The organism is Pseudomonas sp. 05N434, from assembly GCF_056396965.1.
Genome location: NZ_JBFTMK010000345.1, coordinates 7,501 through 8,524 on the forward strand (window position 1 = coordinate 7,501; position 1,024 = coordinate 8,524).

1 protein-coding gene (cut by a window edge) is annotated in these 1,024 nt (G+C 58.3%); it reads left to right on the forward strand.

The window, feature by feature from the left end; all coding sequences use genetic code 11:
• Positions 1-1,004, forward strand: the 3' portion of a protein-coding gene (locus tag AC1DLB_RS20065; protein WP_018928882.1) for a peptidoglycan DD-metalloendopeptidase family protein. The gene continues 415 nt to the left of window position 1, outside the view; 1,004 of the gene's 1,419 nt are visible here — the last part of the coding sequence; its start codon lies beyond the left edge, outside the window; it ends in the stop codon at positions 1,002-1,004.
• The last annotated feature ends 20 nt before the right edge of the window (positions 1,005-1,024 follow it).

The following is a 1,024-nucleotide window of genomic DNA, read 5'->3' on the forward strand; positions in this document are numbered from 1 at the left end:
GCGACAAGCAGGCCAAGCAGTTCAGCCAGCTCAAACATGGCCAGAAGCTCGAGTTCGAACTCGGCCCGAACGGCCAACTGACCAATTTGCACAGCAAAGTCAGCGACACGGAAAGCATCAGCCTGACCAAGAACGGCAAGGGTTATACATTCAACCGCATTACCGCCAAGCCCACTGTTCGCACCGCCTACGTACATGGCGTGATCAACAGTTCGCTGTCGCAATCCGCAGCCCGTGCCGGTTTGTCCCATAGCCTGACCATGGATATGGCCAGCGTGTTTGGCTATGACGTCGACTTCGCCCAGGATATTCGCCAAGGTGACGAGTTCGATGTGATCTATGAACAGAAAGTCGTCAACGGTAAAGCCGTCGGTAACGGCCCCATTCTTTCCGCGCGCTTCACCAACCGTGGCAAGACTTACACCGCTGTGCGCTACACCAACAAACAAGGCAACAGCAGCTACTACACGGCTGACGGCAACAGCATGCGCAAGGCGTTCATCCGTACTCCGGTAGACTTCGCCCGCATCAGCTCGAAATTCTCCATGGGCCGCAAGCACCCGATCCTGAACAAGATCCGCGCCCACAAGGGTGTCGATTACGCAGCACCGCGCGGCACACCGATCAAGGCTGCCGGCGACGGCCAGGTATTGTTGGCCGGTCGCCGCGGCGGTTACGGCAATACCGTGATTATCCAGCACGGCAGTACTTACCGTACGCTGTACGGCCACATGCAGGGCTTCGCCAAAGGCATCAAGACTGGCGGCAGCGTCAAGCAAGGTCAGGTGATCGGCTACATCGGCACCACCGGCCTCTCCACCGGCCCGCACCTGCACTACGAGTTCCAGGTCAATGGTGTGCACGTCGACCCGCTGGGTCAGAAGGTAGCGATGGCCGATCCGATCTCCAAAGCTGAACGCTCACGCTTCCTTGCGCAAAGCCAACCGCTGATGGCGCGTATGGACCAAGAGAAAGCCACCCTGTTGGCTTCGAGCAAACGCTAAGCCATGGCGCTCTATATAGG